The sequence below is a fragment of the Rhizobium leguminosarum genome (assembly GCF_004123835.1).
GTDB lineage: Bacteria > Pseudomonadota > Alphaproteobacteria > Rhizobiales > Rhizobiaceae > Rhizobium > Rhizobium leguminosarum_M.
The window spans coordinates 227,985-253,430 of the sequence record NZ_MZMU01000024.1; the positions used below are offsets into that span (position 1 = coordinate 227,985).

The window sequence follows — 25,446 nt, forward strand, 5'->3', positions numbered from 1 at the left end:
TAACCGCCGGAATGGAAGCAAAAACCAAACAAACAGAACAGAGGAGAATGGAATGAAGATCGCCAAATTGCTGACTGCCACTGTCGCCGGCGCCCTGTTTGCGCTTCCTGCCTTCGCCGGCGACCTGAAGATCGGCCTGCAGGACGATGCCGACGTGCTCGATCCCGCGCAGTCGCGCACCTTCGTCGGCCGTATCGTTTATACCGCGATGTGCGACAAGCTGGTCGACGTCTCACCGGACCTGAAGATCGTGCCGCAGCTTGCCACCGAATGGAGCTGGTCGGCCGACGGCAAAGAGCTCACCATGAAGCTGCGCCAAGGCGTCAAGTTCCACGACGAGACCCCGTTCAACGCCGAAGCCGTCGTCGCCACCATCGAGCGCAACGTCACCCTGCCGGAATCACGCCGCAAGAGCGAACTCAGCTCGGTCGCAAAGGTCGAGGCGACAAGCGAATACGAGGTCAAGTTCACTCTCAAGGCGCCTGACGTCACACTTCTTGCCCAGCTTTCCGACCGCGCCGGCATGATCGTCTCGCCGAAGGCCGCCAAGGAACTCGGCGCCAAGTTCGGTGATCACCCGGTCTGCGCCGGTCCGTTCAAGTTTGTCGAGCGCGTCCAGCAGGACCGCATCGTGCTCGAAAAGTTCCAGGACTACTGGAACAAGGACAAGATCTTCATCGACAAGCTCACCTATCTGCCGATCCCGGATACGACGGTGCGCCTCGCCAATCTGCGGTCCGGCGATCTCGACATGATCGAGCGTCTGGCGGCGACCGACGCTGAAGCGGTGAAGGCGGATTCGAGCCTGGTCTATGCCGACGCCGTCGGCACCGGCTACATGGCGCTCTACACCAATATCGGCAACGGCGCGCGTGCCGACAATCCTTTCGGCAAGGACAAGCGCCTGCGCCAGGCCTTCTCGCTGGCGATCGACCGCGATGCCGTCAACCAGATCGTCTATGAAGGCACGGCCGTCTCCGGCAACCAGCCCTTCCCGCCGAGCAGCCCGTGGTTCGACAAGGATATTCCCGTCCCCGCCCGCGATCTCGACAAGGCCAAGGCGCTGATCAAGGAAGCCGGCTTCGACCGTGTGCCGATCGAGCTGCAGATCCCGAACAATCCCGTTGCCATGCAGATGATGCAGATCATCCAGTCGATGGTCGGCGAAGCCGGCTTTGACGTGAGCCTGAAATCGACGGAATTCGCCACGCTGCTGAGCGAGCAGACCGCCGGCAACTATCAGCTCAGCCGTTCCGACTGGTCCGGCCGCGTCGATCCCGATGGCAACATCCATCAGTTCATCACCTGCAAGGGCGGCATCAACGACACGAAATACTGCAATCCCGAAGTGGACAAGCTGCTGAACGAAGCCCGTGCATCGACCGACGATGCCGTGCGCAAGCAGAAGTATGATGCCGCCGCGGTCATCCTGAACGACGATCTGCCGATCATCTATCTCGGCCACCAGTCCTGGATCTGGGCGCTGCACAAGAACATCACCGGCTTCGTTCCGTCGCCGGATGGCATGATCCGCCTCGTCGGCGTCAAGAAAGCCGGCTGACCATAAGCAAATCATGCGGCGGAAACCGTCTGCCGCATGATTCTAAAGCGCGTCGCAATCTTTCAGATTCGCTTCACGCGCTTTAGCTTTTTGTTTTACGCATGTCGTTATCGCAAAACCGCTGCGCACTTTTGCGCGACATGCTTTAGTCGTGTCAGGATCGCCCATGTACACCTATATCGCCAAACGGCTCTTGGTCGCCATACCGACGCTTTTGATCATTTCGGTCTTCGTCTTCTCGCTGCAGAAGCTGCTGCCCGGCGATCCAATCCTCGCCATGGCCGGCGAGGAACGCGACCCGCAGGTTCTCGAATTCCTGCGCGAGAAATACCGGCTGAACGATCCCGTGCCCTATCAATATGTCCGCTGGCTGGGTGCTGCCCTGCAGGGCGATCTCGGCATCTCGCTACGCACCAACCAGCCGGTTCTGCAGCTCGTCGGCGAAAAGCTGCCGGTCACCATCCAGCTTGCCATCATGTCGATGATCTTCGCCTTTGTCATCGGCGTGCCGATGGGCATCCTGGCGGCGGTCAAGAAGAACACGATGATCGACTATCTCGCCAACATCATCGCGCTGACCGGCCTGTCGATCCCGAATTTCTGGCTCGGCATCATGCTGATCCTCCTGGTTTCGGTCAATCTCGGCTGGCTGCCGGCATCAGGCTACGAGCCCTTTTTCAGCAATCCGCTGCGTTCGCTGGAAACCATGCTGATGCCCTCCTTCGTGCTCGGCAACGCGCTGGCTGCGACGCTGATGCGCCATACCCGCTCGGCGATGCTGAGCGTCCTCAGCACCGATTACATCCGCACCGCCCGCGCCAAGGGGCTTGCTGAAAGCTCGGTCGTGCTCGAACACGGCTTCCGCAATGCCATGCTTCCGATCGTGACGCTGACCGCGTTGCTCTTCGGTGAACTGCTCGCCGGCGCCGTGCTGACCGAGCAGATCTTCACCATTCCGGGTTTCGGAAAGCTCATCGTCGACGCCGTCTTCAACCGTGACTACGCCGTCGTCCAGGGCGTAGTGATCTGCACCGCGATCGGCTTCATCCTGATGAATCTGTTGGCCGACATTCTCTACGTCCTGCTCAATCCGCGCATGAGGGCCGCTCTATGACCGCGATCGGAGAGACCGGCATTCCCTCCGCGATCGACCGCACGCCGAGCCGCGCCTGGCGGAAACTGAAGGCCAACAAGGGCGCCCTCGTCGGCCTTGCGATCATCGCCTTTTTCGCGATCCTCGCTATTGCCGCGCCCCTTCTTCCGATTCCCGATCCGAACGCCACAAGCTGGTCGGCGATCCGCAAGGCGCCCTCCGCCGCCCATTGGCTCGGCACCGACGACATCGGCCGCGACATTCTTTCCCGGATGATCTGGGGCGCGCAGGCCTCGCTGATGGCCGGCGTCTTCTCGGTCGCGATCGCCGTTGTCATCGGCGTGCCCTTCGGCCTTATCTCCGGTTATTTCGGCGGCTGGATCGACATGGTGATCTCCCGCATCACCGAGGCCTTTTTGGCCATGCCTTTCCTCATCACCGCGATCGCGCTTGCAGCCTTTCTCGGCCCGAGCCTGACCAATGCGATGATCGCGATCGGCCTTTCGGCCATGCCCGTCTTCGTGCGGCTGACGCGCGGCCAGGTGCTTTCGGTCAAGACCGAGGAATATGTCGAGGGCGCCCGCTCGATCGGCCTCCGGTCCTCGAGCATCATCACCCGCTATATCCTGCCGAATGTCTTTGCGCCGATCCTCGTGCAGGCGACGTTGACCATCGCCACCGCGATCATCGCCGAGGCGAGCCTCTCCTTTCTCGGTCTCGGGCAACAACCGCCAGCGCCGAGCTGGGGCTCAATGCTGAACGTCGCCAAGAATTTCCTCTCCCAGGCGCCATGGATGGCGATGTGGCCGGGTGCCGCGATCTTCCTCGTCGTCATCGGTTTCAATCTCTTAGGCGACGGCCTGCGCGATGCGCTTGATCCGCGCGAAGCATGATTTCTCGAAAGGACATTTGACATGACCGCATTCACGACCCGTCCCGAGATCCTCGGCACCTTCGGTGTCGTCACCTCGACGCACTGGATCGCCTCGGCCGTCGGCATGAGCATTCTTGAAAAAGGCGGCAACGCCTTCGATGCGGCAGTGGCGACGGGCTTCGTATTGCAGATCGTCGAGCCGCATCTCTGCGGTCCGGGCGGCGACCTGCCGGCGGTGATCTATTCGGAGAAAAAGGACAAGGTCGAGGTCATCTGCGCGCAGGGCCCCGCCCCCGCCGGTGCGACGATCGGACACTACACGGCGGAAGGCCTGAGCCTGATCCCCGGCGACGGGCTGCTTGCGACCGTCATCCCCGGCTCCTTCGATGGCTGGATGCTGATGCTGCGCGACTATGGCTCGATGAGCGTGCGCGATGTCCTGGAACCGGCGATCTATTACGCCGAGCACGGCCATCCGATGCTACCGCGCGTCTCCGCCACCATCAAGGGGCTCGCCGCCTTCTTCGAGAAGGAATGGCCGACCTCCTACGAGACATGGCTGCCTGGCGGCAGCGCCCCCCAAGCGCATGCGAATTTCAGGAACCCGGTGCTTGCCGAAACCTGGAAGCGTATCATCGCCGAGGCGGAAGTGAAAAGCGGCCGGGAAGCGCAGGTCGAGGCGGCCCGCGACGCCTTCTATCGCGGCTTCGTCGCCGAGAAGATCGACGACTATCTGAAGACCGCCGAGGTGATGGATGCGAGCGGCAACCGCCACAAGGGCGTTTTGACTGCCAACGACATGGCGAACTGGTCGGCAACGATCGAGGAGCCGCTGACCTATGATTATCATGGCTGGACGATCGCCAAGATCGGCCCCTGGGGCCAGGGTCCGGTCTTCCTGCAGACCCTCTCGATCCTCAAAGGCTTCGATCTCGCCGCGATGGCCCCCGCTGGCGCCGATTTCGTCCATACCGTCGTCGAAGCGATGAAGCTCGCCTTCGCCGACCGCGAAGTCTATTACGGCGATCCTGATTTTTCGGAGATCCCCGTCGCGCATCTGCTGTCGGAGGCCTATGCCGCCGAGCGCCGCAAGCTCGTCGGCGCGGACGCCTCCTTCGATCTTCGCCCCGGCATCGTTCCAGGCTTCGAGGCGCAGCATGATCTGACGATGAAGATGCTCGGCGCGGATTCCAAGACCGGCGCCGTCTACGAGCCGACCATGGCGCATCTTTCCGAAAAACGCGGCGATACCGTGCATATCGATGTGATCGACCGCGACGGCAACATGGTCTCCGTCACCCCGTCCGGCGGCTGGCTGCAATCCTCGCCGACCGTGCCCGGCCTCGGCTTCTGCCTCAATTCCCGCGCCCAGATGTTCTGGCTGAAATCGGGCCTGCCGACCTCGCTTGCGCCGGGCAAACGGCCACGCACGACGCTGACGCCGTCGCTCGGCCTTTATGAGGGCCGCCCGACGCTTGCCTTCGGCACACCCGGCGGTGACCAGCAGGAGCAGTGGCAGCTCTCCTTCTTCCTGCGCTACGCGCATCACAAGCTGAACCTGCAGGCGGCGATCGACCAGCCGCTGTTCCACACCTCGCATTTTCCGGGCTCCTTCTATCCGCGCACTCGCGAACCCGGCAGCCTGATGGCGGAAGCGAATTTCGGTCCCGATGTCCTTGATGCCCTGCGCCGCAAGGGTCACAAGCTGACGGTCGCCGATCCCTGGACGATCGGCCGGCTGACCGCCGCGAGACGCGATGCCGATGGGCTGTTGCGCGCCGCGGCCACCCCGCGCCTGATGCAGGCCTATGCGATCGGGAGATAGTCATGACCTGGTCGATCGTCGCCCGTGATCCCTTGACCGGTCATCTCGGCATCGCCGTCGCGAGCCGCTTCTTCGCCGTCGGCGCTCTCGTGCCGCATATTCGCGGCGGCATCGGCGCCGTCGCCACGCAGGCCTTCGTCAGCCCGCTTTACGGCGTCGACGGACTGTCGCTGCTGGCTGCAGGCAGGGCAACAGAGGAGATCATCGCCGAGCTGACCGCGCGTGACGCCGGCCGCAATCAACGGCAGCTGCACCTCATCGATGCGAAGGGGCACAACGCCGCCTTCACCGGCTCCGCATGCATCGACTGGGCAGGGCATCTGATCGACGAAAACGTCTCGGTCGCCGGCAACATGCTCGCGGGTCCCGACGTCATCACTGAGACGCTTGCCACCTATAACAAGGCGATGGACAAGCCGTTGGCCGAACGCCTGCTGCTGGCGATGCAGGCAGGCGAAGATGCCGGCGGCGACAAGCGCGGCAGGCAGTCCGCCGCCCTCGTCATCCATCGCGACCAGGATTATCCGTGGCTGAGCCTCCGCGCCGACGATCATCCCGATCCGCTCGCCGAGCTTGTCCGCCTCCATGCGGTGGCGGGTGAACGCTACCTGCATGTCGCGGAGACGATGGCGACGCGGGAAAATCCGAACGGAATGACTGACCGGCGCGAAATCGATGAAAAGATCGCCGCTCTTGAAGCAGCCCGCATCGCCGAAGGCAGGCCATCCGCCTCCTTCGCCACGCCTTTGAAGACATGAACCCAGATAAGAACAAGGCAACGACATGAGTGATGTTTCTTCAGCCTCCGCCTCCCCGGTTCTTTCCGTCCGGAACCTGACGACCGCCTTCCTCGTCGATGGCGACTGGAAGCCGGTGGTGCGCGACGTCTCCTTCGACGTCATGTCGGGAGAAACGGTGGCGATCGTCGGCGAAAGCGGCTCGGGCAAGAGCGTCACCTCCCTTTCGATCATGCGGCTTCTCGCCAAAGGATCGAGCCGCATCGATGGCGCCATCACCTTGAACGGCAAGGATGTTCTCACCCTTTCGGAAAAGGAGATGCGCCGGGTGCGCGGCAACGACGCCGCCATGATCTTCCAGGAGCCGATGACATCCCTCAACCCGATCTTCACCATCGGCCGCCAGATCTCCGAAGCGCTCACCTGCCACGGCGATATCGGCAAGGCCGAGGCGCGAGCCGAGACCGTGCGCCTGCTGGAAAAGGTCCGCATCCCGAACGCCGCTTCGCGCTTCGACGAATATCCGCACCAGTTCTCCGGCGGCATGCGCCAGCGCGTCATGATCGCCATGGCGCTCGCCAGCCGGCCGAAACTGTTGATCGCCGACGAACCGACGACGGCGCTCGATGTGACGATCCAGGGCCAGATCCTCGATCTGATCAAGATGCTGCAGGAAGAAGAGGGCATGTCCGTGCTCTTCATCACCCATGACATGGGCGTTGTCGCCGAAATCGCCGACCGCACCATCGTCATGTATCGCGGCGAGGCGGTGGAAACCGGCACCACCGACGACATCTTCCATCGCGGCAGGCATCCCTACACCCGCGCTTTGCTCTCGGCCGTGCCGCGCCTCGGCTCGATGGCCGACCGGAAATGGCCGCTGCGTTTCCCCGTCGTCGATACCACGACCGGCGAACGCCGCGAGCCGGTCGAGGTGGCCGATACCGTCGACCGCCGCCGGACGCCGATCCTCGAAGTCAAGAACCTCGTTACCCGTTTCGATATCCGCGGCGGCCTGCTCGGCCGCAAGACCGGCGCCATCCATGCGGTCGAGGACGTCTCCTTCGATCTCTTCCAGGGCGAGACTCTGTCGCTCGTCGGCGAATCCGGTTGCGGCAAGTCGACCACCGGCCGCTCGATCACCCGCCTCGTCCAGCCGAACGGCGGCAGCGTCAGCCTCGCCGGCTATGACGTGCTGAGCCTTGACGCGGCCAGTCTCAGACGGATGCGCCGCAGCATCCAGATGATTTTTCAGGATCCCTTCGCCAGCCTCAACCCGCGCATGACCGTCGGCGCCGCCGTCGCCGAACCGATTACGGAGCACGGCCTCGGCACCGGCGCCCAGGCCCGCGAAAAGGCGGCCGATCTTCTCGAACGCGTCGGGCTGAAACCCGACATGATGAAACGTTATCCGCACGAATTCTCCGGCGGTCAGCGCCAACGCATCTGCATTGCCCGCGCGCTCGCACTCGATCCGAAGGTGATCGTCGCCGACGAAAGCGTTTCGGCCCTCGACGTGTCGATCAAGGCGCAGGTCTGCAATCTGCTGATGGACCTGCAGCAAAGCCTCAACCTCGCTTTCCTGTTCATTTCCCACGACATGGCGGTGGTCGAGCGGGTCAGTCATCGGGTCGCGGTGATGTATCTCGGCGAAATCGTCGAGATCGGCCCGCGCGCGCAACTGTTCAGCAACCCGCAGCACGCCTACGCGAAGAAGCTGATGGCAGCCGTGCCTGTTCCCGATCCCTCACGGCGCGGTATCAAGCGCAACCTCGGAACCGACGAGCTCAAGAGCCCCGTTCGCCCGGTTGGCTACGTCGCGCCGCCGCGCCGATATCGGGAAGTGTCGGCAGGTCATCTGGTGCGGCTCGATGAAGCCGCCTGAACGTGAAAACCCGCTCTCCAAAGCATAAGGAAAACAAGTGTTGCGGGAAAATAACCCGTGCCGGTGGCGCGCGGACCGTCTTTTTGCTGCACCGCTTATATGACTTCTGCTAGATATTATTTTACCGATAATTATTAACGACCGATTCCACCCTTTTGTGTTCTCTTATCCTTGCGAATCAAAAAGGTTTGATTTGCCCGGGGACGGCCACCATGTTGAAGCATGGGGCGATGCAACAGTTGGGTAGGAGCCTATGCTGCAACGGATTGAAGACATTGATGCAGCGCTCGTCGACAGGCTGCAGCATTCGGCGTTCAAGTACTTCCTGAAATATACCAATCCCGAAAATGGCCTTGTGGCGGACACATCGATCGGCGGGGTTCCGTGCAGCATCGCAGCCGTCGGCTTTGCGCTTTCCTCCTATCCCGTCGGTGTCGAGCGTTGCTGGATCAGCCGCGAGGAAGCAGCTGAGCGTACGGTCAATACGCTGCGGTTCTTCGCCGAGGCGCGGCAGGGCGAGGAACGCCACGCGACCGGCCATCGCGGTTTCTTCTATCATTTCCTGCACATGGATTCCGGCCATCGCGCCTGGAATAGCGAGCTTTCGACCATCGACACGGCGCTGCTCGTCGCCGGCATCCTGACGGCTGCGCAATATTTCAATCGCGAAGACGACGAGACGGAAACCGAAATCCGTGAGCTCGCGACCTTCATCTACGAGCGCGTCGACTGGCGCTGGGCGCTGAACAAGGGCGACACTATTGCCATGGGTTGGAAGCCCTCTTCCGGCTTCCTGCGCTGGCGCTATCACGGCTTCGACGAGGCGATCATCCTCTATACACTGGCGCTCGCTTCGCCGACGCACCCGATCCCGCAATCGAGCTACGACGCCTTTACGTCAAGCTATTCCTGGATGCTGCACGGCGAGCAGTCCTATCTCTATGCCGGGCCGCTCTTCATCCACCTCTTTTCGCATGCCTGGATCGATTTCCGCACCATTCAGGACAAGCCGATGGCGGAGCGGAACTGGGACTATTTCCGCAACACGCAGGTGATGATCAACGTCCAGCGTGATTATGCCGAGCGCAATCCCGGCCAGTTCGTCGGCTATAACAAGAATATCTGGGGTTTCTCCGCCTGTGACGGTCCGCCGCCGACACGGCGCATGCGCGGCGGCCGCCAGCCGAAGGTGCTGGGTTACGCCGCACGCGGCGCACCGCTCGGCCCCGATGACGGCACGATCGCACCCTGGGCGGCACTTGCCTGCCTGCCCTACGACCGGCAGGCGGCTCTCGACGGCACCAAGGCGCTTCTGACCACCTATCCGAACCTGCTGTTGGAAGGCGGCTTTCCTGGCGGCTTCAACCCGACGGTCAAGACCAAGCGGCCGGAAGGCTGGGTCGACGACCGCACCGTCGGCATCGACCAGGGCCTTGTCGTCATGACCATCGAGAACGACCGTTCGGATTTCATCTGGAAACTGATGCGGCAATCGCCGGTCATCCGCCTCGGGCTCGAACGTGCCGGCTTTACCGGCGGCTGGCTCGAAGGCATCGAGCCGGAAGAAGTGGTGCGCAAGTTCGGCTAGCGCCAAGCCCGGAAATCGAAAGTGATAGAGCCCGCGCGTCCAATAGGAGGTGCGGGCTTTTAGTTTAGCTCTCGAAGACATGCGCCTTACCGGCGATATCGAGGCGAACAAGGTCGCCTCGCGCCGGAAGGGCGACGCTTGAGGTCTTGATCAGGATCGGCGGCAGCGCCACGCCTTCGAGCGAGACGGCGACCGTGCAGACCGCGCCGCCGAATTCCACCTCAACGACACGCCCGCCATAGTTGCGATCGCCATCATCGGCAACGACGCGGATCTGCTCGGGCCGCAGCATGATTTCCGCCTTGCCCTGACGACTGCCTTCGACGGCGACATGGCCGAGGGCGCAGTCTGCCAAACCGTTGCGAATGATGGCGGGAAGCAGCACGGCATCACCGAGAAACAGTGCCGTCTCGCGATCGCGCGGATGCAGATATAATGATTGCGGCGTTCCGGCCTGGATCAGCCGTCCTTCCCTGAGCACCGCCACCTGATCGGCAAAGGTCAGCGCCTCTTCCTGGTCATGAGTGACGAGGATGGTGGTGATGCCGGCCGCCTGCAGCACGCGCGCAACGGCCTTGCGCATATTTTCACGAAGGCCGGTATCGAGTGCCGAAAAAGGTTCGTCGAGCAGCATCAGCCGCGGCTTGCGGCCGAGCGCACGGGCGAGCGCCACACGCTGCTGCTGGCCGCCGGAAAGCTGATGCGGACGCCGGACCAGCATGCCACGGTCGAGCTCGACCATATCGAGCAGCTCGAGCACGCGCTTCTCGCGATCCGCAGCCCCTCGTTCGAAGCCGAAGCCGATATTATCGGCAACGCTTAAGTGCGGAAACAGCGCGCCGTCCTGCGAGACGATGCCGATGCCGCGCTTGTGCGCCGGTACTGTCGCCGGACCGTCGGCGAGCAGGTCGCCATCCAGCGTCACCCTGCCGACATCGGGTTGCTCGAAGCCGGCAATGATGCGCAGCAGCGTCGTCTTGCCCGAACCGGACGGGCCGACGACGGCCGTGCGGCTGCCGGCCGAGACCTCGAGCGAAATATCCTTCAGCGCCTGGACGGGGCCATAGCGCTTGCTGATGTTTTCGATCGTGAGCAGCGTCATTGGCCGGCGGTCCGTTTCGATTGGGTATAGAGCATCAGGGTGAGCGGCAGCGACAGCACGACCATCATGAAGGCGTAGGGGGCGGCCGAGACATAATCGATCTCGCTGGTCAGCGACCAGAATTTCGTCGCCAGCGTATCGACGCCGTTGGGCGACAGCATCAGTGTCGCCGTGAGTTCATTGGTGATGCCGAGTGCGGCCAGCGCGACGCTGGCGGCCGCTCCCGGTGCGGCAAGCCGCATGGTGATCTGCCGCACCGCCTGGCCCGGGGTGCGGCCGAGGCCCATCGCCGCGCGCTCCAGCTCCACCGGCGCCTGGGCGATGCTGGCGCGCAGCCCGACCATGGCCCGCGGCAGGAAAAGCATCACATAGGCGACGATGAGCGTTGCGAAGGTCTGATAGAGCGGCAGCACCAGACGCACGGTGATCGTCACCAGCGCCAGCGCCACGACGACGCCCGGCAGCGAGCCGACATAATAGTGGCAGGCTTCAAGCACACGCTGGAAGCGGCCCGGAGCCCGCACGGAAAGCCAGGCCATCGGCGCTGCGGCAATCGTCGCCAGCACGCCGCCGACAATGGCAAGCACGATCGTCTGCAGGAAGGCGCTGCCGACTTCGACGCGCCAGATATCGGTGCCGCCTAGATAGAGCCAGCGGCCAAGCGTCACCAACGGCACGCCGAGCGTCAGCGCCGCCAGGATGACAGGTAGCAAAACGGCGGGCACCACCAACCAGCCCAGCCGGCGGCGGTCCGTCGGGCGTGGCGAGCCGGAGCCGACGCGGGCATAACGTTCGTTGCCGCGCACCAGCACCTCGAAGCCGAGTAGAAAAAGACAGCAGGCGACAAGCACGCCGCCGAGCATGTTGGAGGCCGGGCTGTTGTAGGACGACTGGAACTGGTCGACGATCGCAGTCGCGAACGTGTCGAACCGGATCATGACGAACAGGCCGTACTCCGAAAGCAGATGCAGCGCGATCAGCAGCGAACCGCCGCAGATGGCAAGCCTCAGCTGCGGCAGCACGGCGCGGAAGAAGACGCGCCAGGGATTAAGGCCCAGCGAGGCCGCGGCATCCTCGATGGCCGGATCAAGTCGGCGCAGCGCTGCGGCGACCGGCAGGTAGAGGAACGGATAGTAGGCGATGACCGAGACGAAGACACCGCTCTGCAGGCCGCGCATGCCGGGAACGAGGCTGACCCAGGCATAGCTATGCACGAAGGCAGGCACGGCGAGTGGAGCGATCGCCAGCCAGGCCCAGAGCCGCGCGAAAGGAATGTCCGTCCGCTCGGTCAGCCAGGCGAGCGTCACGGCAAGCGCGATCGACAGTGGAATGGTGATCGATTCCAGGAGAACCGTATTGACGAGGAGTTCGCCGACACGCGGCCGGAAGACCAGGGCCTTCACCGTTTCCCAGCCGACATCATAGGTTACCCAGCCGATGAAACCGAGCGGCACGAGACTGAAGATCGCGACGACGGTTGCAAGCAGGATCACGGAAGCATGCGGCATGCGTCCGCGCGGCAAAACCATTCGCGTGGCCCTCGGCGCGACCGGCGCCTCGTTGCCGGATGCGAGCAATCTGTTGTCCTGCAGCAAGGCCGATGCCTTTACACGCTGAAAAAGGAAGGCAACCGCCTTTGAAAGGCGGTTGCCGGATGTCGTCATGCCCTAAGGTTTTCTTGAGCCAAAAGCAATAGTTTTGGCCGGAAGACGCCTGCGGCAGAAAGGTTAGATCAGGCCGGCGGCCGTCATCAGTTCGACGACCTTCTTGCTGTCGAGGGTCGAAGCTTCGACCTTCGGCGCATTGAGATCGGCAAGCGGAGTGAGCTTGTCGTTGGAAGGAGCATCCTTGCCGATGGCATATTCATAGGAGGTGCCGTCCTTGAGAACTGCCTGGCCTGCCTTACCGGTGACGAACTTCAGGAAAGCCTGGGCTTCCTTCATGTGCTGCGTGGACTTCAGGACGCCGCCGCCCGAAACGCTGACGAAAGCGCCCGGATCCTGGTTCTTGAAGTAATGCATGCCGACATTCTTGCTGTTCTCGCCGGTTTTCGCCTGATCGCCGAACCAGTAGTAGTGATAGATGACCGCGCCTTCGACTTCGCCCGCATTGACGGCCTTCATGGCGACGCTGTTGCCCTTGTAGGGGGTGGCGTTGTCCTTGAGGCCCTTCAGCCATGCCTTGGTGGCATCTTCGCCCTTCAGCTGCAGCAGGGCTGCGACGATAGCCTGGAAGTCGGCGCCGGCAGGTGCCGCACCCCAGCGGCCCTTCCAGGCCGGATCCTGGAGGTCGAGCAGCGACTTCGGCAGCTTGTCTTCGGTGAGCTTGGTCTTGTCATAGGCAAAGACGGTGGTGCGGGCGGCAATTCCGGTCCACATGCCGTCAGCCGGGCGATATTGATCCGGAACCTGATCCAGCGTTTCCTTTTCGATGGGAGCGAAGAGGCCCGCGCCATCGACCAGCGTCATGGCAGGCGAATTCTCGGTCAGGAAGACATCCGCCGGAGAGGCGTCGCCTTCCTGGATGATCTGGTTGGCGAATTGCATGTCGCTGCCCTGGCGCATGGTGACCTTGATGCCGGTCTCCTTGGTGAAGGCATCGATCCATTCGCGGCCCAGGCTCTCGTGCTGGGCATTGTAGACGACGAGACCTTCGTCCTGCGCATGCGCGCTGCCCGCAAGCGCGGTGGCGGAAAGAAGCGTAGCGGCAAGCGCGAGGGAAAAACGGTTAAGAGCAGTGTTCATGATGGCCTCCGTAGCGATGTCACCCGAGCTCTCCAAGGGCGATTAGAGGCGTATATTTTTCCTGACTACCAATTTCAAGTTTGGCTTGACCGGAAAAGACATCACAATATCTTGACCAAATATTTCATATTACCAGGGAATAAATCTTGCTTTGGCAAAAAAGGCGGCACTCCCTGGAAGCACCGCCTTCCCGTTCGCGAGCCGGATTTATTCGACGTCGAATTTGACGCCCTGCGCCAGCGGCAGCGTCCTGCCGTAATTGATCGTGTTGGTGGAGCGGCGCATATAGGCCTTCCAGGCATCCGAGCCGGATTCGCGGCCGCCGCCGGTTTCCTTCTCGCCGCCGAAGGCGCCGCCGATCTCGGCCCCCGATGGCCCGAGGTTGACGTTGGCGATACCGCAATCCGAACCGCGCGCCGAGACGAAGGTTTCGGCCTCGCGCATGTCGTTGGTGAAGATCGAAGACGACAGCCCCTGCGGCACGGCATTGTGCAGCGCCAGTACCTCGTCGAAATCGCTGTACTTCATCACATAGAGGATCGGCGCGAAGGTCTCGTGCTCGACCGGGCCGGTCTGATCAGGCATTTCGACAAGCGCCGGGCGAACGTAGAAGGCCTCGGTCGAGCCGGTTTCGACGCGGTCGCCGCCGGTCACCGTGCCGCCGGCCGATTTCGCCTCACCAAGCGCTGCCTGCATGTTCTTAAAAGCCTGGCCGTCGATCAACGGTCCTACAAGCGTGCCGGTCTCGAGCGGATTGCCGATGGTGACGGAGCCGTAGGCCTTCTGCAGGCGCGGCACCAGTTGGTCGTAGACGCTCTCATGCACGAAGAGACGGCGCAGCGTCGTGCAGCGCTGACCGGCCGTGCCCATGGCGGCGAAGGCGACGCCGCGCAGCGTCAGGTCGAGATCGGCCGTCGGGCAGACGATCGCCGCATTGTTGCCGCCGAGTTCGAGAATGGCGCGGGCAAAACGCTGCGACAGGCGCGGACCGACGGCGCGGCCCATCGCCGTCGAGCCTGTGGCGGAAACCAGCGGGATCTTCGGATGATCGACCAGCACTTCGCCGACCTCGCGGCCGCCAATGATCAGCGTCGAAAGATTGGCCGGTGCGCTACCGCCCTCGGCGACGAAACGCTTCAGCGCCTTTTCGAACAGCGCCTGCACGGCAAGCGCCGTCAGCGGCGTCTTTTCCGAAGGCTTCCAGACGGTGGAATTGCCGCAGACCATCGCAAGCGCCGCATTCCACGACCAGACGGCCACCGGGAAATTGAAGGCGGAGATGATGCCGACCACACCGAGCGGATGCCAGCTTTCCATCATCCGGTGCTCGGAGCGCTCGGTGGCGATCGTCAGGCCGTAAAGCTGGCGGGAAAGACCGACGGCGAAATCGCAGATGTCGATCATCTCCTGCACTTCGCCCAGACCTTCCGAAGTGATCTTGCCGACCTCGATCGAGACGAGGCGGCCGAGCGCCGCCTTGGAGGCGCGCAGTTCCTCGCCGAGCAGGCGGACCAGTTCGCCGCGCTTCGGCGCCGGCACGCCACGCCATTCGAGGAAGGCCTGGTGCGCCGCTTCGATCGCCGCTTTCGTCTCGGATACGGAATGTTCCCTGAGTTTGCCGATTTCCTTGCCGGTGACCGGCGAGGTGACGGAAAGCGTGCCGCCGTGATAGCGGCCGGCATCGACGCCGAGTTCGGCAAGCAGCTTGGCGGTTTCGGTGGCGAGATCGAGGACGGCGATGGTCATTGTCGTGTTTCCAATCTTATTGTGCTTTAGAAGCGGGCATCGGCGAAATGGGCGACCTGAGCGCCGGCTTCGTACCATATTTCCTTGAGCGCACGGAAGCTCGGTTCGCTGGGTGCCGTCAGCGGCAGCGGCAGATCAGCTTCCGGAAGCCGGCCGAGGATATGCTCCGCCAGCGTGCGGCCGAAGACCGTGCCGGGTGCAATGCCGCGGCCATTGTAACCCGAAAAGCCGACGACCCCAGGCGCGAATTTGTGGAAGCGCGGCAGCGCATTGTCGGTCATGCCGATCTGGCCATGCCATTCGCACTCGAATTCGACATCGCCGATCACCGGGAAGAGCCGCTTCAATGCGCGTTTGGCCCAGCCCTTGTGCACGGCAAGCCCGGTATTGCGCAGCGCCCCGACACTGCCGAAAACGAGACGGCCGGCCTCATCCATACGGAAGGAGGAGAGGATTTCCTTGGTATCCCACGCACCTTCCCGCCCCGGTAGGATCGACTGACGCAGATTATGGCCGAGCGGCACGGTGGCGAAATTGAAATAGGGCAGATAGACCTGTTCGTTGCGCACCTGCTCGAAAGGACCGGTGCTGTAGGCATCGGTCGCAACGATGATCCAGTCCGCGCTGACCGCGCCCCTTGCCGTCTTCACGATCCAGCGGCTGCCGTTTTGCTCCGTTGCAACGACCGGGCTGGACGTATGAATGGCGACGCCGGCCTTGACGGCGGCATGGGCAAGGCCGCGCGCATAGGCAAGCGGCTGCAACGTGCCGGCGCGTTTGTCGAGCAGAGAACCGGTATAGGCATCGCTGCCGATACGTTTTGCCGTTTCCGCCGCATCGAGCAGCGTCACGGCTGCGCCGCGGGCGGACCACTGCGCCGCGCGATCCTCGATCTCCTTCAGCCCATCCGCGCCGACCGCGCAATGTAGCGTGCCGTTCCGTTCGAGTTCGCAGGCAATCTGATGTTTGTCGATCAGCTCCATGACGAGCTTCGGCGCATTGCCGAGCAGATCGAGCAGACGTTCGCCATGCACCGGGCCGAGCACGCCGGGCAGATCGTTCGGCATCACCCACATGCCGGCATTGATCAGCCCGACATTGCGCCCGGCACCGCCGAAACCGATCTCCTTGGCCTCCAGCAACACCACCTTCGACCCGGCTTCGGCAAGATGCAGGGCGGAAGAGAGGCCGGTGTAACCACCGCCGACGATGACGACATCGGCCGATACCGTGCCTTCGAGAGGCGAGGTCGTCGGCGGTTCGGGCGCTGTCTTTTCCCAGAGGCCGTGGGAGCGCGGATCATTCAGCATGGCTCAGTCCGATCAGAGCGAAGTCGCGGATACTCTAATGCATAAAAGAAGGTGTTGAACCTGCCATTTCACGCAACGGTCTTCAACGGCAAGCCCACAAGGCCGAGCGCCTCCAGTGCCGAATCCAGCGATGCCGCCTGGCGTTCGGCGTAGAGCGCTAGCTCGTCCTGGACGGTAGCGCCGAGTGCTGCCTCGAAGGCGTCGCGGTTCGAGCGGGTCGCGTAGTTCTGCTGCTGGTCGGTGCCGAGGTTCGACTGGAAGATGCCGGCCGCGCTGACGGGCAGGAAGTCTTCGTAGACGATCGGGGTGAAGGCGAGGTAACCCGAGGCGATCAGCGCCTCCGGATCACCGGGCAGGGGGCTGCCGGCCGCAGCGGCAATGCCCGCAGGCGTCGCCGAATAGCGGAAGAAGGCCAGCCCCTGGTCGCGCAGTTCATCCCAGCTGTCCGGCAGTGCCTTGAAACGCTCGGCGAGTTCGTGATCGTAGGCGCCGGCCTTGGCGCCGCCGGCGCCGACCTGCACCTCGCCGCGAACCGAGGCGAGCAGCTGGTCGTAAAGCGCCCGGCCCTTCGCCGTCAGCGCCACGCCACGCTGTTCGATCTCGCCGAAGCGGGCGGTATGCGTCCCTTGAATCGCACCGTCATCACCGGAAAAGGCGATCGTTTCCTCCAGCGCCTTGAAACTCGTCTGTCGCAGCAGGATATCGCAATGACGGCGCGGCGGCCCTTCGATGACAGCCTTCGGCGTGATGCCGCGTTCCGGCATGCGGGCCTGGACCGCGTCGATATCGAGCGTGCGCGGCGTCAGATGGTTGATATGCGGCCCCTTGAAGCTGACGACGTCGGCGATCAGCCGATGCGCATCATGCAGCCGCTTATAGGTGTCGGCGCTGACTGTCGCTTCGCCGTGCCAGCGGAAGGTTTCCAGCGCCTCGGCGACGAATTCCGTCGCTTCTGCCTCGGTCAGGCCGCCCTTTTGCTCGTGGCGCTCGATCAGCGCGACGGCGCGCGGCGTGTAGATCCGCCGTTTCGCCAGAATGGCTTCGGCCTCACCGCGCAGCCCTTCGTCCTCGATCAGTTCCAGTCGCAGCAGCGAGGTGAAGACGCGGAACGGATTGATGTTGAGCGCCACCTCGTCGATTGGCCGGAAGCTGGTGGAATGAACCGGCACGCCGGCAACCGAAAGATCGTAGTACCCGACCGGCTGCATGCCCATGACCGCAAACAGCCGGCGAATGGTGAAGAGCTCGTCGGCCGTACCGAGCCGGATGGCGCCGTGACGCTCGACATCGATGCGCTCCAGCTCGCCGGCTTGGGCCAGGCGATCGCGCAGATCGGGATCCTTTTCGAGGCAGCCGGCATTCACATCCGCCACCAGTTCGATCAGCGTGCCGTATTGCGGCACCTCCGCCCGGTACATCTGCGACATCGCCTCGGTGAACAGCGATCGGATGCGGTCTGGGGAAACGAAGGCTTGCGGCATTGGGAAACTCCGGCTCATTCCGTTTTTGCAGGATGAACCTCTTTACACGCGCGACAAAGCCGCAAATATCGCTATTTCGGAAATAGCCCATTCTGAAACGGAATGACCATGCTGACATCAAGACGTTTTCTGCCATCGATTTCGCATCTCGCCGCCTTCGAGGCGGTTGCCCGCACCGGCAGCGTGACGGCAGCGGCGCGCGAACTCGATCTGACGCAGAGCGCCGTCAGCCGTCAGGTCAGCGCACTGGAGGAGCAGCTTGGCGTCGAGCTCTTCCTGCGCGAACGCCAGACCATGCGGCTGACGCTTGCCGGCGACGGATATGCCCGCGAGATTCGCGAGGCGCTGCGGCGGATATCGAGTGCCTCGCTGAACCTGCGCGCCAATCCGCATGGCGGCACGCTCAATCTTGCCATCCTACCGACCTTCGGCACGCGCTGGCTGGCGCCGCGCCTGGGGCGCTTTCTCGCCGCCAATGCCGGCGTGACCATCAATCTGGTGACCCGGCTTTCGCCCTTCGATTTCCGCCTCGATTCGATTGACGCCGCCATCCATTTCGGCCACCCGCACTGGCCGGGCGCCGAACTCGCGCTTCTGATGTCGGAGCGCACGGTGCCGGCCTGCAGTCCGGATTTTCTGAAGCGATACGCGATCTCCGGACCGGAGGATCTGCTCGCCGTTCCGCTTCTGCATCTGACGACACGTCCCGACGCCTGGGAGCAATGGTTCGCCGGCAACGGCGTTTCTTTCGAAAGCGTGCACGGCATGCTCTTCGACCAGTTCGCCACGGCGGCGCAGGCGGCAATCGCCGGCCTGGGCGTCGCCCTGCTGCCGACATTCCTGATACAGGATGAGATCAGGCGCGGCGATCTCGTCGCCGCTGTCGACCGTGAAATGGAAAGCCGCGAGCGCTACTATCTCGCCTTTCCGGCCGAGCGCGCCGATTATACGCCGCTTGCCGCCTTTCGCGACTGGATCGTCGCAGAAGCGGCCGCCAGCCCGACTGCGTGACGAACGGCTTGCATCGGCATGGCGCTTTCGACCATTATGCGCTCCAAACAACTTTGCAGGAAATCTCCATGAAGCCGATCTTCGTCCAGCTCCAATGCGCACCCGGCAAGACTTATGATGTTGCCGACGCCATCTACCAGACCGAACTGGTCTCGGAGCTCTATTCGACCAGCGGCGACTACGATCTGCTGCTGAAGGTCTATATCGAGGAAGGCCAGGATATCGGCAAATTCATCAACGACAACATCGCCAATATTCCCGGCATCGTCCGCTCGCTGACGACGCTGACCTTCAAGGCATTCTAGAGCAATTCCAGCAAAAGTGCGCAGCGGTTTTGCGTCCGGAATTGCTCGAAAACAAAAGAGATAGAGCGTTTCCGTGATTCGAGAAAAACGGAAACGCTCTGAATTCCCGTCAGACACGGTTAACCTTTTTCGCGAAGATTGGCCCTGGCAAGCGGTCGCCTAAACCGCGCCTTAACGCCGAGCATATCTGGTCGTTGTTATCACAGGCCCGCATCAGCGCGGGCCGGCACGTGTAGCGATAGGTGGAAAATGTCGATCGTCGAGGCGGATAGGGCGCGCGCGAAGCCGCAGTTGGAAACGGCACCGCTGATTGTCCATGTCGTGCGCCAGTTCCTGCCCAATCGCGGCGGTTTGGAAGACGTCGTCGCCAATCTCGGCCGCCAGACCGTGCGCCGCGGCTATCGCGTGCGCGTCGTCACGCTGGATTCGCTCTTCACCGCGCCAGAGGACAAGCTGCCGCTTCGCGAAGATATCGACGGCATCGAGGTGGTGCGCATTCCCTGGTTTGGCACCAGCCGTTATCCACTGGCACCGCAGGTTTTCCGCCATCTCGCCGATGCCGATCTCGTCCATGTCCATGCCATCGACTTCTTCTTCGACGCGCTCGCCTGGGGCCGGCTGCTGCACGGAAAACCGATGATCGTCACTACCCATGGCGGCTTCTTCCACACGCGGAAATACGCGGCGATCAAGAAGATCTGGTTCCGGACGCTGACCCGCGCTTCGGCGATGGCCTATCGTCGCGTCGTCTGTTGCAGCGCCTCCGACCTCAAGCAGTTTTCAGAAATCGTGCCCGACAGCCTGCTGATCGAAAACGGCGCCGATATCGGCAAGTTCGCCGACACCGCTTCACGCCGGGCAAAGCGCCGCATCGTCACGATCGGCCGCTTCTCGGTGAACAAGCGGCTGGACCACCTGCTCGATGCGATGGCCATGTTGAAGACCCGCCATCCGGAATGGCATCTCGACATCGTCGGCGCCGAATCCGACCTGAACCGGGCGGATGTCGAAGGCGCAATCGAAAGCCGTCATCTGTCCGGCCGCGTCACCCTGCATGTGTCGCCCGAGAACGACACCATCCGGCGCATCATCGCAGAAGCCTCGATTCTCGCCTCCGCCTCGGAATATGAAGGTTTCGGCCTGGTGGCGCTGGAGGCGATGAGCGCCGGCCTCCTGCCGGTGCTGAACGCCAACGATGCATTTGTTACGCTTGCCGCCCGGCATCCCGTTCTCATGCTCGCCGATTTCACCAATCCTGAGAGCGCCGCCACGGCGATCGAAGCGGCCCATCAAACTCTTTCGCGCCAGCCGGACGCCATTCGCGCCGAGCTTCTCGACGCCGCCCGCGGCTATTCCTGGGATATCGTCGCCGGACGTTACATCGATCTCTACAGATCGCTTGATGTCGTCGCCGCGAAAAGCATCTGATCCTGTCTTCCTGCCGCATAAGCTACAGCATTGCGCGTGTGAAACGACGCGGCGCTGTAGAATCGCCGGTTATGCTTTCGCCAGACGGATGATCTCGTCGAGCACGAATTTGCGCGATTGTGGCGGCGTCAGATTGTGGTCGGCATCCGGCAGCATCAGCAGCCGCACGTTCGGATAGCGGGAAAGCCTGGCACCGCGCGGCCCGAAGTGGAAATAGACGTGGTCGAGCCCGACATCGCCCTCGCTGTAGATCAGCGTCAGCGGCACCTTGCGTTTGCCGAACAGCGCGAAGGAGTGCCGGACCTCGCGGGCGATATGGCGTCGGTCGGGGAGCAGCTCGAGTAGCGGCGCGATCCACGGCGACAGCCGCCGGCCGGCGGCGATGACGATATTCTGCAGCGCCGCAACGACGTCCACTTGGCCGCGCAGCAGCCGCTTCAGCGTGTCGAGCCGGGCCAGGCGCTGGCTGTAATCATCGAGGCTACGAGGAACGGAGACGACATGCTCGCGGCGCACCGGCATGTCAGGATCCCAGTAATAGACGAAGGGATTGATCGACACGACTGCCTTCAGCCGTTCGTCGGCGACGCCGGCGCGGAAGGCGACGTAACCGCCGCTGCATCGGCCGGCGACCATGACGGGACCGGCGACGACGTTTTCGAGTAGATCGAGTGCGGCGACTGCATCCGCGGTCTGCGTATCCGAATAAAGCACTTGTTCCGGCGCATCCGGCCGCGGCGGGCTGTCGCCGACATTGGCGGAATCGAAGCGCAGCGAAACGACGCCTTGGCGGGCGAGCTCGCGCGCCATATCAACCGTCGTCCGTCCCCAACCGGCATGCCGGTCATAGGCCGTCGACAGGAAGAGCACGGCATTGCCCTTGATCTCGCCAAGCGGCTGGCTGACGACGCCGACCAGATGATTGTGGCTTCCGAAACGGACCGGCGTTTCGGCAAAACCATCGCCGGCAAGCGGCTGGTTGTCGATCACCGCCGGTGAATGGACGGCAGATGTCGCCGTCGTCGTTGTTTCCAGCCACGTCGTCAGCAGTGCGACGACAGCCATCGGCGTCTTGGCAAACAGCGGATTGGTGGCGAGTTCGTCATAGCCTTCGAAAGCCTTCTGCTCGACATCGGCGCCAAGCGCCTTCAGCGCATCGGCAAAACCGGTATCCTCGGCCTTGGCGGGACGTTCGAGGATCAGGTAGCGGGAGGCTGCGAGCCCCTGCGGCGAGGCGATGTTGAGCTTGCCGAGCTCGGCAGCGATCTCTTCGGGCATGACGAGCCCGGCGATCTGCACCTTCGCGGTCTGGACATGCTCCTTGCCGAGGCCGAGATCGGCATCGATGATCTTGGACCACATGTTGAGTTCGCGCAGATAGGCCCGGCCGCTCAGCACCGGCGCCAGCATGACGAGGCTGTCGACGCCTTCGATCGAGGAACCGACGCGATGGGCAAGCGTAGCACCGAGGCCCTGGGCGATGAGGATGATGCGGTCGCAGCCGGAGAGCGACTTCAGCTTATCGGCGGCCGCACGGATCGAATCTTCCCAGGTTTCCAGCCTCGCCGGCAGTGCGCCGAAATCGAGCGCATCGCCGGTGCCGCGATAGTCGAAGCGCAGGCTCGGCACGCCGATATCCGAGAAATGCTCCGCCGCGACGCGGAAGAATTTACGGCTGCACATCTCCTCGAAACCCCAGGGACTGACGAAGAGCACCGCGGCCGACCGTTTCTTGGCGAGAGGATTTTCAGGCATGAACAGCCCGATCGTGCCGTCGAAGACGACAGGCAGGGCAGCACTGCGTCCCGCACCCTCGGCCGGTTCGAGCGAGAATTCGCCAGGCGCGACCTTGGCGCGATCGGGATCGCCCGGAAGCCGCGGCGCGATGAAATTGATCGCGTGGCCGACCGGTCGCCGCAGCAGGGACGGCATCTTGTCGAGAATGGAGCGCATGACTTCGACATCCTCGCCGGGCACGGCGCGCAGCACGCGCAATGCCGCGAAATAGCAGAATGTACCGGCAATGATCGCGCCGACCAATCCGGCCGGACCCTCGACGAATTCCAGCACCGAAATCGCTCCGCAAGCACACAGCACGGAGGCGAGCGTCACCTTCGTCAAGCTTGCGTAGAGACCCGAAAGCTGGGATCCGAATCCTGTCTGTCTGATCATCATCACCGACATCGCAACGAATACGAGGATGCGCACGAGTGCGGCACCCTCGGCCGCAAGCCTAGGTACGATCAGTAAACAACCCGCTACCATCAGTAGGCCACCTATTACACTGATCTTCAGGCGAGAGCGGGCCCTGTCCATCGACAGCAGGTAGAGGCTGAGGATCTGCATGAAGGTATAGGCGGGAGCAACAAGCGCAAGCAGCGCCACCACCGTCCCGCTGCGGCGGAACACTTCGCCGAACACCACGAGCACCAGTTCGCTGGAGATCGCGGCAAGCCCGAGGCTCATCGGCAGCACGATATAGGCCATGCTGCGGGTAACGGCGGTAAAGACCTCGACCGGCAATGTCGAATCGTCGCTGCTGTGCCGCCGCTCGGAATAATAGGGCAGCAGGCTGCCGGTCATCTGGATCGGCAGTTGCAGCGCGATATTCGCGATCGACAGGCCGACGGCATAATAGCCGACCATCTCTACCGACCAGAACTGCTGCAAGAAGAGCAGCTCGAGGCGGTTGAGGAAAATGGAATCGATGATGAACTGGATCGACAGGATGACGGAGGAGGAGGCGAGATATTTCAGCGAGACCCCGCACCAGTCGCGCCGCGCCAGAAGGATCGGCAGCGTGGCGAAAAACAGCACGAGCTGGCCGAGCGCATAGCCGACGAGAACGCCCTCGACGCCGTAGAAAACAGCACCGACGGCAACGCCGGCAAGCTGCACGATCGAGACGGCGACCGTCAGCTTAAAGAAGGCGCCCAGCTTCTTTTCGCCGATCAGGTAGAATTTGACGAAGGATCCGATCGCCTGGATGAAGAACAGCACGCCCGTGACCAGAGCGACGGAAGGTGCCGTGTCGGCCCAGTGCATCTTTTCGGAGGTCAGGAAGAACAGCGCGTAGAGCGCCAGCAGCACGACGGTCGAGAACATCATGAAGCTGACGAGGATGGCGGCAAAACCCCGCCGGCGGCGCGCGTCGAAGCCTTCCGCCGAAAGTTGCGGCAACGTCTTCAGCAGCGTGATGCTGGAGCCGAGCTCGGCGATCGAGGCGCCGGTCACCACCAGCCAGAGCGAGAAGGCGACGATGCCGTTGGCTTCCGGCCCGAGCAGCCGCGCGGTTATGATCGACGAAACAAAGCCCGTCAGAAGCAGCAGCATGCCTGCCGCCGCGTTCATCACCGAGTTTGCGATAATACCCTTCGACATCTGTCCATCCGTCAGGATCGGCCTAAAGCGCGTCGCGATCTTTCAGATTCGCTCCTCGCGCTTTAGGTTTTTGTTTTTACGCATATCGTTATCGCAAAACCGCTGCACACTTTTGCGCGACATGCTCTAAAGCCGCATACCCGCCATCTCTAATGCGAAAATGTTAAAATAAAGCGGAGTGGCACCTTAGCTGGCCTGCATCGCCGCCAGCGTCTGAAGGGCTTTCTCGTAGCTGTTTTCCGAGAGGTAACGCAGCAGGAACTCCCGCGCCTTCTCGGCCTTCTCTCGTGCACGCTCGGGTGTGCGGAAGATATCTTGCAGGTGCGCGGCCGCTGCTTCTGGAGAGGGGTCGGCCCAGACCGCGCCTTCGAGCCCGGCAAATTCGGGATGGGTATCGACCACCGGAATGAGGGGAGAGGCAACCAGCCAGCTATTGTCGGGATCGCAGAAATCCACCGTGCCCGACCAGGCCGTGGAAATGACGGGCGTACGCTGCATGATCGCCTCGGCCACCGTCAGCCCGAAACCCTCAGAACGATGCAGCGAAACATAGGCGTCTGAACAGCGGATGAGGCCGTTGATATCGGAGTCCGACATCCTGTCGGTGACGATCCTGATCCGGGTATTGCCCGCGACCGAGGCGACCAATTCGCGCAGGCCTTCATCCTTGTTGATATCGCCGCTGGCCTTCATCAACAGGAAGGCGCTGGGGCATTCGGCGGCAAATATCCGGAAGGCCTCGATGACGGCCTGCGGATTTTTCCGGTTGATCGAGGAGCCGGCGCTGAAGATGAAGCTGACGAGAAAGGCGTCTTCCTCGATGCCGAATTTCTGGCGCATGCCTTCGGTCGCCGGCTTCTCGGTGACAGGATGCGGAACGACGATGACCGGTGCCGCAGTGAGGGGCGCAATCGCCCGCCTGGTGAATTCCGACGGCACGAAGACGGCATTCATGTAATGCATCGCATTGCGCCACTCGGCCGGCACGACTTCGAGCTCCCAGGCGAAATAACCGATGTTGAAGGCGCGGGTGAAATTCGCAACGCCCTTCTTCAGGATGGCGCGCGGCAGCATCGGCGGATTGAGATGCCAGATCCGGCTCCCCGTGGGTTCGGTGGAGAGATGCGACGGCATCCATCCGGCAAAGGAATTCTCATCAGGATGGGTGCTGACGTCGGAGAGCGAAATCGCCCGCCCAGCCTCCGATAGAGCGCCGGCGCAGAGCCTTGCCGATTCCCCGACGCCGACCGCCATCGAGAGATAGCCGACGATTTCCACCGGCCTGCGCGGATTGAAGGCAAGACGCGACCGCGGGATCAGCCGCTGCAGAACATGCGCACGCAGAAAGCGGTATATCGTTCTCAAATCACGGTCT

18 protein-coding genes are annotated in these 25,446 nt (G+C 62.7%); 10 read left to right on the forward strand and 8 right to left on the reverse strand.

Annotated features, from left to right (window positions below):
* The first annotated feature begins 52 nt into the window (after positions 1–52).
* The 7 genes from B5P46_RS30825 to B5P46_RS30855 all read left to right on the forward strand — a co-directional run bounded on the left by B5P46_RS30825 (position 53) and on the right by B5P46_RS30855 (position 9,563).
* A complete protein-coding gene (locus B5P46_RS30825) occupies positions 53–1,561 on the forward strand; it encodes an ABC transporter substrate-binding protein (protein ID WP_129422038.1) in 1,509 nt (502 codons plus the stop codon).
* 166 nt (positions 1,562–1,727) lie between these two features.
* Positions 1,728–2,675 carry an ABC transporter permease gene (locus tag B5P46_RS30830; protein WP_129422039.1) on the forward strand — a complete coding sequence of 316 codons (948 nt, stop codon included), beginning with the start codon at positions 1,728–1,730 and terminating at the stop codon, positions 2,673–2,675.
* Positions 2,672–3,547 carry an ABC transporter permease gene (locus B5P46_RS30835; RefSeq protein ID WP_027666974.1) on the forward strand — a complete coding sequence of 292 codons (876 nt, stop codon included), beginning with the start codon at positions 2,672–2,674 and terminating at the stop codon, positions 3,545–3,547. The genes B5P46_RS30830 and B5P46_RS30835 overlap by 4 nt, the downstream gene beginning before the upstream one ends.
* A 21-nt stretch (positions 3,548–3,568) precedes the next feature.
* Positions 3,569–5,353, forward strand: coding sequence for a gamma-glutamyltransferase family protein (locus tag B5P46_RS30840; protein ID WP_129422040.1), 1,785 nt, complete (start codon positions 3,569–3,571; stop codon positions 5,351–5,353).
* 2 nt (positions 5,354–5,355) lie between these two features.
* Positions 5,356–6,111 carry a DUF1028 domain-containing protein gene (locus B5P46_RS30845; protein WP_129422041.1) on the forward strand — a complete coding sequence of 252 codons (756 nt, stop codon included), beginning with the start codon at positions 5,356–5,358 and terminating at the stop codon, positions 6,109–6,111.
* Positions 6,112–6,136: 25 nt separating this feature from the next.
* Entirely contained in the window at positions 6,137–7,975 is a 1,839-nt protein-coding gene (locus tag B5P46_RS30850) for an ABC transporter ATP-binding protein (RefSeq protein WP_129422042.1), read from the forward strand.
* Positions 7,976–8,228: 253 nt separating this feature from the next.
* Positions 8,229–9,563 carry a glucoamylase family protein gene (locus B5P46_RS30855; protein ID WP_129422043.1) on the forward strand — a complete coding sequence of 445 codons (1,335 nt, stop codon included), beginning with the start codon at positions 8,229–8,231 and terminating at the stop codon, positions 9,561–9,563.
* Positions 9,564–9,627: 64 nt separating this feature from the next.
* On the opposite strand, the gene B5P46_RS30860 is transcribed toward B5P46_RS30855, so the two are convergent.
* The 6 genes from B5P46_RS30860 to hglS form a co-directional block, all read right to left on the reverse strand.
* On the reverse strand, positions 9,628–10,665 hold the full coding sequence (locus B5P46_RS30860; RefSeq protein ID WP_129422044.1) for an ABC transporter ATP-binding protein: 1,038 nt from the start codon (positions 10,663–10,665) through the stop codon (positions 9,628–9,630).
* Positions 10,662–12,329 carry an ABC transporter permease gene (locus tag B5P46_RS30865; protein WP_129422045.1) on the reverse strand — a complete coding sequence of 556 codons (1,668 nt, stop codon included), beginning with the start codon at positions 12,327–12,329 and terminating at the stop codon, positions 10,662–10,664. The genes B5P46_RS30860 and B5P46_RS30865 overlap by 4 nt, the downstream gene beginning before the upstream one ends.
* Positions 12,330–12,392: 63 nt before the next feature.
* Positions 12,393–13,409: an iron ABC transporter substrate-binding protein gene (locus B5P46_RS30870; protein WP_129422046.1), complete on the reverse strand. Its 1,017-nt coding sequence runs from the start codon at positions 13,407–13,409 to the stop codon at positions 12,393–12,395.
* 207 nt (positions 13,410–13,616) lie between these two features.
* On the reverse strand, positions 13,617–15,155 hold the full coding sequence (amaB, locus tag B5P46_RS30875) for an L-piperidine-6-carboxylate dehydrogenase (RefSeq protein WP_129422047.1): 1,539 nt from the start codon (positions 15,153–15,155) through the stop codon (positions 13,617–13,619).
* 26 nt (positions 15,156–15,181) lie between these two features.
* Complete coding sequence (locus B5P46_RS30880) at positions 15,182–16,465, reverse strand: NAD(P)/FAD-dependent oxidoreductase (protein WP_129422048.1); 1,284 nt, start codon at positions 16,463–16,465, stop codon at positions 15,182–15,184.
* Positions 16,466–16,533: 68 nt separating this feature from the next.
* Positions 16,534–17,964 (reverse strand): 2-oxoadipate dioxygenase/decarboxylase HglS, encoded by a 1,431-nt coding sequence (gene hglS, locus B5P46_RS30885; RefSeq protein ID WP_129422049.1) that lies wholly within the window; start codon positions 17,962–17,964, stop codon positions 16,534–16,536.
* A gap of 84 nt (positions 17,965–18,048) precedes the next feature.
* Between hglS and B5P46_RS30890 the strand changes: the two genes are divergently transcribed.
* The 3 genes from B5P46_RS30890 to B5P46_RS30900 all read left to right on the forward strand — a co-directional run bounded on the left by B5P46_RS30890 (position 18,049) and on the right by B5P46_RS30900 (position 20,690).
* Positions 18,049–18,957, forward strand: a complete 909-nt coding sequence (locus B5P46_RS30890) for a LysR family transcriptional regulator (protein WP_129422050.1) — start codon at positions 18,049–18,051, stop codon at positions 18,955–18,957.
* A gap of 68 nt (positions 18,958–19,025) precedes the next feature.
* Entirely contained in the window at positions 19,026–19,262 is a 237-nt protein-coding gene (locus B5P46_RS30895; RefSeq protein WP_003543721.1) for an Lrp/AsnC ligand binding domain-containing protein, read from the forward strand.
* Between the two features lie 249 nt (positions 19,263–19,511).
* A complete protein-coding gene (locus B5P46_RS30900) occupies positions 19,512–20,690 on the forward strand; it encodes a glycosyltransferase family 4 protein (RefSeq protein WP_129422051.1) in 1,179 nt (392 codons plus the stop codon).
* Positions 20,691–20,759: 69 nt separating this feature from the next.
* Here B5P46_RS30900 and B5P46_RS30905 read toward each other — a convergent pair whose 3' ends face one another.
* Positions 20,760–24,071, reverse strand: coding sequence for an oligosaccharide flippase family protein (locus B5P46_RS30905; protein ID WP_129422052.1), 3,312 nt, complete (start codon positions 24,069–24,071; stop codon positions 20,760–20,762).
* A 186-nt stretch (positions 24,072–24,257) separates the two neighbouring features.
* Entirely contained in the window at positions 24,258–25,436 is a 1,179-nt protein-coding gene (locus tag B5P46_RS30910; protein ID WP_129422053.1) for a glycosyltransferase family 4 protein, read from the reverse strand.
* Between the last annotated feature and the right edge of the window lie 10 nt (positions 25,437–25,446).